Genomic DNA, 9,185 nt, shown 5'->3' with positions numbered 1-9,185 from the left:
GGCTCGTGTCGCACGAGCCCGCCACGACTCTCGGCAGCTGTCAGCAGCGCACGAGCAGACCGGTGAGGGCCGAGCACGTCATGCTCGCGTGGTCGTTGGCCGCCTCGGGGTCGGTCGGTGTGCTCTGCTGCCGCTGGACCGTGGTGGTCAGCGAGCCGATGGTGAGCAACCCGGCGCGGGCGGCGAACGTGACGGTCCGGCTGGTGCCCGCGGCCAGCGCGGCGAGGTCGCAGCCGACCGTCCGGGTGGTGCCGACCCGCGCGCAGCTGGTCGAGCCGGCGAACTGCAGCCCGGCGGCGTAGGTCGCGACGAGCCGGATGTCGGTCGCGTCCGCGGGGCCGGCGTTCCGCACGCGGATCGAGTACTCGATCCGCGAGGTGAGGATCCCACGCGGCGTGGCGGTGATCGTCACGCCGAGGTCGGCGTCCGGCGAGGTGATCGTCAGCAGTGGCCCGTCCAGCGTCGGGAAGCCGAAGTTCTCGCTGTCGAGCGAGTGGCGCAGCCGCACGTCTCCGAGGGCGGCGTCGTCCTTGATCCGCAGCGTCCAGGTGACCGTGGCGCCGGCGTCCGGTACGAGGTCACCGACGTACGAGCGGAAACCGCCGAGGAAGTCGTTGCAGGGGAGCAGACTGCCCTCGCAGGACACGATTTCGGCGACGCCGCCGATACCGGTCAGGGTCGGCCGCGCGCCGATGATCGTGAAGTCCCTGGGGTTGTAGACCTCCTGCGTGACGGTGAAGGTCTCGCCCCGGTCGATCGAGGTGGGGCTGACCGAGACGGCGCTGGAGTCGGGCGGCGCGGCGACGGCCGCGGACGGCACGACGAGCAGGGCCGCGGCGACGGCCAGTCCGAGGGCGGCGATGCGAGGCAGGTTCATGATGAACGCTCCATTTTGCGATCGCGGAAGCCGATCCCCGCGCCGGCACATCGGTTCGTAACTCGTGGTCGGCGCGGTGACCGTTACGACCTCTCTCGTCGTGACACGAAAGATCACCCGATAGTGGAACAATGGTTCACAGATCGATTGGACACCGAGTGATCGGAGGGTGCGCATGCCTCGCCGGCGGCGTCGCCTGCTAGTGCTGGCGTGCGTGGTCTTGCTCGGGATCGGCGTGGTGGTCGCCCTCACGACGACAGGGGGACCGGCGAAGGAGGACGCGAGCCAGACCTCGCCGTCACCTTCCGCGCAGGCGGACCGGGGGCGGCCGCTCATCGGTCCGGCCAGCGGCAAGGCGCTGCACGTGATGTCGTTCAACCTGCGGTTCGCCGCGGCGCGCGACTCCCAGCCGTGGTCGAAGCGGCGCCCGGTCACGGCCGAGCTGCTGCGCCGCGAGCAACCGACGATCATCGGCACCCAGGAAGGGCTGTGGCGCCAGCTGCGCGACATCGACCACGACCTGCCGGCGCACTACGAGTGGATCGGCGAGGGCCGCAAGGGCGGCAGCGAAGACGAGTACATGGCGGTCTACTTCGACAGCAGGAGACTCGACCCGTTGGAGTACGACCACTTCTGGCTCTCCGACACGTCCGACGTGATCGGCTCCAACACCTGGGGCGCCGACTACATCCGCATGGTCACCTGGGTCCGCTTCCACGACCGGACGACGGGCGGCGAGCTCGTCGTCCTCAACACCCACCTCGACGACGAGTCCGCGTACGCCCGCGATCGGGCAGCCGACCTGATCCGCGACCGCATCGAGGCGTTCCCCCCGGACGTGCCCGTGATCGTCACCGGTGACTTCAACATCGGGGCGGGGGACTCCAGGCCGTTCGAGACGCTCATCGACGCCGGCATGGCCGACACCTGGACCGCCGCCAAGACGAGGCGCAGCCCGGTCTACCACACCTGGCACGGCTACCGGGGCCTGCAGCCGGGCGGCTCCCGGGTCGACTGGATCCTGACCAGGGGCGCGGCGTCGGTCGCGGCAGCGGGGCTGAACACCTTCGCCGTCAACGGCCAGTACCCGTCCGACCACCTGCCGGTGCAGGCTCTGTTCACCCTCCGCTGAGGCGCGTCACCACCGCAGCAGCGTGAACCCGCCCGCCACCACGCGGGCCCGCACCGTGGGCCCGGTCGCCGTGGTCCGGCCGACGAGCCTTCCCTTGCCGTCGTAGGTGAGCACGGTCGCCCGCGCACCGGCCGGCACCGGGACGGCGTGCGTCCGGGTGCCCGAGGCCGCGCTCTGCAGCACGGCCGCGCGCTCGTACACCACGTGCGTCACCTCGGGGCGCAGCAGCAGTGCGTCCACTGTGGACTCTCCGGTCGCCGTGGTGGTGACGGAGGTGGCGGTCGCCGGCAGGGGAGTGGGCAGCGTGACCGGCAGCAGCGCGCCCGGCGCCGGTGAGGCACCCTGTGGGTGGCCATCGTGGTCGACGGTCCCCAGGCGCGTCCCGCTCGCGGCCCACGTCGTGCGGCCGTGTCCGGGCACGCGGTCCACCACGGCAGCCACCAGTCGTGGTTGACCACCTGCCGGCACCGTCCACTTGGCACGCTCGCCCGCGCCGAGCCGCAGGTAGCTCCCGCCGCTCCACTGCGACTCGCCCGTCCAGGCCGACTCCGGCGTCACGACCGCGCCGCCGGTGGCCGTCTCGCCCTCGACGAGCACGGGCTGCTCACGATCGGCGACCCCGGACGCGGCGCGCGCCGCCCGCGCCAACGACGGCGACGCGTCCAGGGCCAGCATCGTGAGCAGCCCGTGGATCGTGGACTCCGCACCGGAGTTCCGGTTCACCACGCCGTCGCCGCTCACCCCGTCCGCCGTACGGCCGGTGGCCGGGTCGTAGGTCGGCTCGCCCGAGGCGTTGGCCCCGAGGAACCAGCCGGCGCTGATCCCGGCGAGCTCGCGCAGCCCGGAGCTGCCGGTGAGCTCGGCCACGGCGGCCAGCGACTGCACGCGCGAGTCCACGCCGTAGGCGATCTGCGTGCGGTCCACCGGCGCGGGCAGCCAGCCGTTGTCCGGCCCGCCCGCGGCCAGCAGGTACGGGGTGAACGTCGCCGCGTCCGCGACCGCCGGCCGGGCCAGGTCGGACCGGTGCAGCACGGCGGACGCGCGGGCCAGCGCGGCCGGCATCTGCGAGGCCCACCCGTGCCAGTCCGAACGGGACAGTGCCCACGGCAGGATCGCGCCGTACGGCCAGTGTCCCGCCCGGTCACCCGAGCCCACATCCGATCCCATGGCCGCGACACCCTCGGCCAAGCGGGACAGCGCCGTGCGTGCCGCGGCGCCGCCGCCGGCCGACACGTACGCCGCGAGCCCCAGTACTGCCTCCGCCGACGCGTCCGCGCCGTCGACGACGAGCCACGCCGGCACGCGCACGCCGTCGACCAGCTGCCACTGCCCGTACTTCGCCAGCACCTGCCGGTCCAGTGCCGCGATCGCGAGATCGAGGCGGTCGCGCAGGAACCTGCCGAAGTCGGTGCCGCGGAACGCCGCGTAGCCCTCACCCAGCGCCCAGATCGTGCGCGCCAGCCAGTACGACGGGCCGGAGTCGGACGGGTCGGGCAGCTCCACCGGCTCGGCGCTCGGGTTGAGCGCGCCGTCGGGCTGCATCCACAGCACCACGTTGCCGGCGTTGCGACCGTCGGTGGTCTGCAGGTAGGTCAGTCCGCGCAGCAGCTGGTAGGCGTGCTCCCGGCTGGTGTCCGCACCGGTCTGCCGCCAGTGTCGCAAGTAGACGACCGCGGCGCGGGAGACGTCGTCGGCGTTGAACGCGCCCTGCGAGTAGGTGTCCGTCTCCGGGTCGTACTCGCCGCCGCCGATCCGGTCGTAGTGCCCGTCCTCGCGGCGGTCGGCGTAGGTCCACAGCACGCCCATCGACGGCTCGGTGCCCAGTCGGTAGGTGGTGTGGCCCGCCTGCGCGGGCGGGGTGACGGTGTTGCCGAGGAAGTCGAGGTGGGCGAGGTTGGTCAGCGGTCCGGTCGCCGGCTCGGCGACCGCGGACACGGGGGCGACGACGGACAGTCCGATGAGGACGGTGACGGCGAGGGCAGGTAAGCGCATGGGAAGCTCCTCAGGGAACCCGGTCGAGCCGGGCGACGCCGATCTTGGTGTCGGCCATGCCGTAGAACACGTAGCGGACGCCGTCGATCTCCTCGATGGCGGTGGGGAAGACGACGTTCGGCACGGTGCCCGCCTTCTCGTCGTCGGTCTCGGCGGTGAGCATCGGTTCGGTCGAGCGGTCCAGCACGCGGCTCACGTCGGTCGGATCCAGGATCAGTGCGCCGGCCGCGTAGGACACCCGCTGCTGCTGCGGCTGCCACGGGTCGTCGATGGCCCCGGTGACGCCGTGGTGCAGCACCAGCCAACCCTCGTCGACCCGGATCGGGGCCGGCCCGGCGCCGATCTTGAGCGCCTCGAAGCCGTGCTCGGACAGCGCGACCAGCCGGTGGTCTCCTTGCCGGACAAGGGCGTCGAGGTCCCGCTCGACGTCGGCGGCCGGGACGTAGGACACCCAGATGCCGGGGCGCTCGTCGGTCACCCCGGCCGGCAGGTGCACGCCCTCGCCCTCGCGGAACCAGCCGAGGTCCCACATCGGCCGGTGGAGCATCGCGTACGCGGGCTCGCCGTCGGGGCCGGGCACCGGTTCGGGGAAGAACACCGCGTCCTTGTTGGGGAACAGGTTCAGGTCGGTGTCCAGGCCGGGTTGGTAGCGGAAGTGGATCGGGCCGAGCCGGCGCCACTCGGTCAGGTCCTTCGACACGGCCAGCGCCAGCTTCGGCCCGAGCGGCCCGTAGGCCACGTAGGTCATCACGTGCACGCCGAGCCGCGGGATCCAGGTGACCCGCGGGTCCTCCACGCCGGCGTTGTGCTTGCCCCGCTCCCAGCCCTCGTCGGGCGCGAGCACGACACCCCGGCGGGACACCCCGGCCGGCACGCCGTCGACGAGCTCGACCTCGGCCAGCCCGACGCGGGAGACGTTGCCCGCGGCGACCAGCCGCGGCAGCAGGTAGAGCCGGCCGTCCGGGCCGATCCCGCTCGCCGGGTTCAGCACGCCCTCGGCCTCGAGCTCGTTGCCGGGCTCGGGGGACATGAGCACGCCGATACGGGTCAGGGTGTACGGAGGAGTCAACGAAGATCAGCCCTTCACACTGGATCCGAGGTCGGTCGCGACGAAGCGGCGTTGGAAGATCACGAACAGCACGATCACCGGTCCGGCCAGTACGCAGGCGCCGGCGAGCAGCGCGCCGAACGGGTTGGCCGCCCGCGCGGCGACGTTGCTCATGTAGTTGGCGAGCGCCACCGCCAGCGGCTGCATGTCCGCCTGCTTCGTGATCAGGAACGGCCAGAGGAACTCGTTCCACGGCCCGATGAACGTCAACAGCACCGCGGTCAGCAGGGCCGGCTTCACGAGCGGCAGCGCGATCCGGAACAGGATCGACAGCTCGCTCGCACCGTCCACCTGGGCGGCCTCGAACAGCTCGCGGGGCAGCTGCAGGAAGTACTGCCGGAACACGAACACGGCGGTCGAGTTGATCGCGAACGGCAGGATCATCCCGAGGTGGGAGTCGCCGAGCCCGTAGGTGCGCACGATGAGCACGTAGAGCGGGATCGTCAGCAGCTGGAACGGGATCACCTGCACCAGCAGCATGAGGTTGAACAGCAGCGAGCGACCGCGGAAGTGCAGCCGGGCGAGCGCGTAGCCGGCCAGTACGCCGAACACGACCGTGCACAGCAGCACGCCGCCGGTGAAGATCCCGGAGTTGACCAACGCCGTGCCGAGGTCGATCCGCTCGTCGATGTCGCCGTAGTTGTCGAAGGTCAGGTTGCCGGGGTTGGGCAACGCGCCGCCCGGTGAGCTGTCCGGTTCGGACTGCAGACTCCCGACGAGCATGTAGTAGAAGGGAAACAGGAACATCAGCGCGCCCACGGCCAGCGCCAGCAGCCGCAGCGGGTGAACCTTGCGGGTCATCTAGTCACGCTCCAGCAGCCGGCGGTTGACCAGCGAGATGATCAGCACGCCGATCACGAGCACGATGCCGATGGCCGCGGCGAACCCGGCCTGGCCCTGTTCGATGCCGCGCTGGTACATGACGAGCACCGGCGACGCGGACGCGCCGTTCGGTCCGCCGCCGTTGGTGAGCAGGTAGGGCTCGGTGAACAGGTTCGCGCCGGTGATCGTGGCCAGCAGGACCACCAGCGTGGTCGCCGGCCGCACCCCGGGCACGGTCACCGTCCGGAACGAGCGCCACCGCGTCGCGCCGTCGACCGCCGCCGACTCGTACAGCTCCTTGGGCACGTTCTGCAGCGCGGCCAGGTAGAGCAGGATGAAGAAGCCGAGCTGCTTCCACGTCACGAACACCGCGATCACCGGCATCGCGAGCGTGCTGTTGACGAGCCAGGACGGGTCGGGCGCGAGGTCGCCGAGCATCGAGTTGACCAGCCCGCCGGAGCTGAACAGGAAGTACCACACGCCGACCACCGCGACGCTCGCCGTGACGTACGGAACGTAGAAGCTGACCCGGAAGAACGTCCGGAACGGGATCGCCGCGTTGAGCGCCGAGGCGAGCCCCAGCGACAGCGCGACGGTCAGCGGCACGTTGATCACGAGGAAGATCGCGATGTTCAGGAACGAGCGAAGGATCGCGGGGTCGCTGAACACCGCCGCGTAGTTCGCGAGCCCCACGAACGGCCGGTCCACCACCGCACCCGGCGCGGCGAAGAACCAGTCGTAGAAGGACATGTAGACCGCGATGCCCAGCGGGTAGGCGAAGATCGCCACCAGGAACACCACATAGGGCGTCACAAACGCTAGACCGATCGGCTGCCGGCCGAGCAGCGGCGACCGCCGCCGGGGACGTGTGCGCGTCATGTGTGTCCGATCAGGACTGGCCGGCGAGCTGGTCCACCTTGGCGGCCGCGTCCTGCAAGGCCTGCGTCGGGTCGGCCTTGCCGAAGATCACCGAGTTGCTGTACGCGTCGCGCACGGCCTGCCAGATGGCGATCGAGTTCGGCACGTTGGGCACCTCGACGGTGCGCTCGGTGAGGTCCGCGAACTCCGTGTACGCGGGGTTCTTCTCGAAGTAGTCCGGGTAGGCCTCCTGCAGGCCGGTGCGCAACGGCATCTGGCCGGTGGCCTCGAGGAACGCGCCGTCCTGCTCCTTGCTGGTGGCGAACTTCAGCACCTCCCACGCGGTGGCGCGGTTCTCGCACGCGGAGTACATCGCGATGTTCTTCGCATCGCTGAACGTGTGGATCTCCTCGACGGACCTGCCCTGCGACGTCGGCACTGGCGCTGAGCCCCAGTCGACCTTGTCCTTGTACACCGGGATCGCCCACGGGCCGACGATCGCCATGGCCGCCTTGCCGTCGGCGAACGCGTCGCCGTTGTACTTCTCCTTGCCGGCCAGGCCCTCGGCGTAGACCTGCTGCCAGAACGCGGCCACCTGCTTGCCCTCGTCACCGGCGAACGTCGCCTTGCCGTCCTCGACGAGCAGCTTGCCGTCGGTCTCCGCGGCGAACAGCGGGTAGAAGTCGAACCAGCTCTGGAAGAACTCGCTGGAGGGGGCGGGCCAGATCGCGTACTGCGTGCCGCCGCTCTTCACGACCTTGCGCGCGGTCGCGAGGAACTCGTCGTAGGTGGCCAGCGGCGGGTTCTCCGCGTCGATGCCCGCCTTGGCGAACGCCTTCTTGTTGTAGAAGATCACCACCGGGTTCGACTTCCACGGCAGCTGGTAGTACTTGCCGTCGGGGGAGCGGTACTGCTCGGCGGTGTCGCCGGTGCGCTCCTCGATGTACTCGCGTGCGCCCGGGAAGTCGTCCAGCGCGACCAGCCCGCCCTGCTTCTGGAACTGCGGCACCGCCGCGGGCGCGGTGTTGAGCACCAGGCACGGCGCGGTACCGGCGGTGATCGACGCGCCGATCGCCTCCTCGGCCGTCTTGCCGGCGGGGATCTCCTGCGCGGTGATCTTCTCGTCGGGGTGCGCGTCGTTCCACGCGGTCACCATCTCCTTGCCCCACGCCACCTCTTCGGCGTTGTTGGAGTACCAGATGGTGATCGGGCCTTTCTTGCCCGCGGACTCGGCGGAGTCGCCGCCTCCGCCGCCACTGTCCACATTGCACGCGGTCAGGGTCAGCGGGACGACTGCCAGCAGACTGATCAGGGTGCGCTTCATTGCGTCTCCGAACTCGTTGGGGGTCGTGTCAGGGAGCCGAGGTGGATCTGCGCAGGATCAGCTCGGCCGGTGCCAGTGCGGTGTCGGCGACCTGCTGCTCGTCGATCTCTCCGTCGATCACTGCGAGCAGCGTGCGCGCCGCCACCTCCCCCCAGCCGCGGGCGTCGGCGCGCACGGTGGTGAGCGCCGGGTGCACGTAGCCCGCGAGGTCGGTGTCGTCGAAGCCGGTGATCGACAGGTCGTCCGGGATCCGGACGCCCAGCTCGGCCGCGACGGCGATGGCAGAGAGGGCCATTACGTCGTTGGCGTAGACGATCGCGGTCGGCCGGTCCGGCCCGGTGAGCAACCGGTGGGTGGCCGCCCGCCCGCCGGCCGCGGTGAAGTCGCCGGGCTCGACCCGGCCGGGCGGCAGGCCCGCCTCGGCCATCGCGTCAGCGAAGGCCTGGCTGCGGGCGATCGCGTGCAGGAAGGGCTCGGGGCCGGAGACGTGGGCGATCGCGGTGTGGCCGAGGCCGGCGAGGTGCCGGACCTCGGCGGCGATGCCGGGCCGGTCGTCGAGGATCACCGCGGGGAACGGAGTCGGCACGTCGGGGCGGTTCAGGGTGACCGCGGGCAGCCCGATCTCCTCGAGCAGCGCGATCCGCGGGTCCGCCTCGCGCAGGTCGACGAGGAACACGCCGTCCACCCGGCCGTCCCGGGCGAGCCGCCGGTAGCCGGCCTCCTCGGCGGCCGGGCTGGTCACGACCTGGAGCACCAGCGCCTGGTCGCGCTCGGCGAGGACCTTCTCCACCCCGGCGATGAACATGGGGAAGAACGGGTCCGCGCCGACCAGCTCGGGGTCGCGGGCGACGACGAGGCCGAGCGCGAAGGCCCGGGAGGTGGACAGCGCGCGAGCCCGGTGGTTGGGCGACCAGCCCAGCTCGGCGGCGGCGTCGAGGATGCGCTGCCGGGTCTCGCTGCTCACCCCGGCCCGGCCGTTGAGCGCGAAGGACACCGCCCCCTTCGACACTCCGGCGTGGCGGGCCACGTCGGAGATGGTGGGGCGGCGCGCGGTCACGTAGGTGCTCCTCCC

8 protein-coding genes are annotated in these 9,185 nt (G+C 71.3%); 1 reads left to right on the top strand and 7 read right to left on the bottom strand.

What is annotated here, in order from left to right:
- Positions 1-40 precede the first annotated feature (40 nt).
- Entirely contained in the window at positions 41-877 is an 837-nt protein-coding gene (locus ACRDSK_RS11065) for a hypothetical protein (RefSeq protein ID WP_431440109.1), read from the bottom strand.
- Between the two features lie 214 nt (positions 878-1,091).
- Between ACRDSK_RS11065 and ACRDSK_RS11060 the strand changes: the two genes are divergently transcribed.
- Entirely contained in the window at positions 1,092-2,009 is a 918-nt protein-coding gene (locus ACRDSK_RS11060; RefSeq protein WP_431440107.1) for an endonuclease/exonuclease/phosphatase family protein, read from the top strand.
- A 6-nt stretch (positions 2,010-2,015) separates the two neighbouring features.
- On the opposite strand, the gene ACRDSK_RS11055 is transcribed toward ACRDSK_RS11060, so the two are convergent.
- The 6 genes from ACRDSK_RS11055 to ACRDSK_RS11030 are packed head-to-tail and all read right to left on the bottom strand — an operon-like array spanning position 2,016 to position 9,170.
- Positions 2,016-4,001 carry a hypothetical protein gene (locus ACRDSK_RS11055; protein WP_431440106.1) on the bottom strand — a complete coding sequence of 662 codons (1,986 nt, stop codon included), beginning with the start codon at positions 3,999-4,001 and terminating at the stop codon, positions 2,016-2,018.
- A 10-nt stretch (positions 4,002-4,011) separates the two neighbouring features.
- Positions 4,012-5,031 (bottom strand): glycoside hydrolase family 130 protein, encoded by a 1,020-nt coding sequence (locus ACRDSK_RS11050; RefSeq protein ID WP_431440104.1) that lies wholly within the window; start codon positions 5,029-5,031, stop codon positions 4,012-4,014.
- A gap of 45 nt (positions 5,032-5,076) precedes the next feature.
- Positions 5,077-5,910 (bottom strand): carbohydrate ABC transporter permease, encoded by an 834-nt coding sequence (locus ACRDSK_RS11045; protein ID WP_431440103.1) that lies wholly within the window; start codon positions 5,908-5,910, stop codon positions 5,077-5,079.
- A complete protein-coding gene (locus ACRDSK_RS11040) occupies positions 5,911-6,810 on the bottom strand; it encodes a carbohydrate ABC transporter permease (protein WP_431440101.1) in 900 nt (299 codons plus the stop codon).
- Positions 6,811-6,820: 10 nt separating this feature from the next.
- Positions 6,821-8,113, bottom strand: a complete 1,293-nt coding sequence (locus tag ACRDSK_RS11035) for an extracellular solute-binding protein (RefSeq protein WP_431440100.1) — start codon at positions 8,111-8,113, stop codon at positions 6,821-6,823.
- Between the two features lie 28 nt (positions 8,114-8,141).
- Entirely contained in the window at positions 8,142-9,170 is a 1,029-nt protein-coding gene (locus tag ACRDSK_RS11030; protein ID WP_431440099.1) for a LacI family DNA-binding transcriptional regulator, read from the bottom strand.
- Between the last annotated feature and the right edge of the window lie 15 nt (positions 9,171-9,185).

This window comes from Actinophytocola sp. (genome assembly GCF_050699915.1).
Taxonomy (GTDB): domain Bacteria; phylum Actinomycetota; class Actinomycetes; order Mycobacteriales; family Pseudonocardiaceae; genus Actinophytocola.
This window is presented reverse-complemented; position numbering and strand designations above follow the sequence as displayed.

Excerpts from the sequence above, each read along its gene's own strand:
- ACRDSK_RS11040 (WP_431440101.1), bottom strand. The coding sequence starts at position 6,810 with ATGACGCGCACACGTCCCCGGCGGCGGTCGCCGCTGCTCGGCCGGCAG.
- ACRDSK_RS11035 (WP_431440100.1), bottom strand. The coding sequence starts at position 8,113 with ATGAAGCGCACCCTGATCAGTCTGCTGGCAGTCGTCCCGCTGACCCTG.
- ACRDSK_RS11050 (WP_431440104.1), bottom strand. The coding sequence starts at position 5,031 with ATGTCCCCCGAGCCCGGCAACGAGCTCGAGGCCGAGGGCGTGCTGAAC.
- ACRDSK_RS11055 (WP_431440106.1), bottom strand. The coding sequence starts at position 4,001 with ATGCGCTTACCTGCCCTCGCCGTCACCGTCCTCATCGGACTGTCCGTC.
- ACRDSK_RS11065 (WP_431440109.1), bottom strand. The coding sequence starts at position 877 with ATGAACCTGCCTCGCATCGCCGCCCTCGGACTGGCCGTCGCCGCGGCC.
- ACRDSK_RS11045 (WP_431440103.1), bottom strand. The coding sequence starts at position 5,910 with ATGACCCGCAAGGTTCACCCGCTGCGGCTGCTGGCGCTGGCCGTGGGC.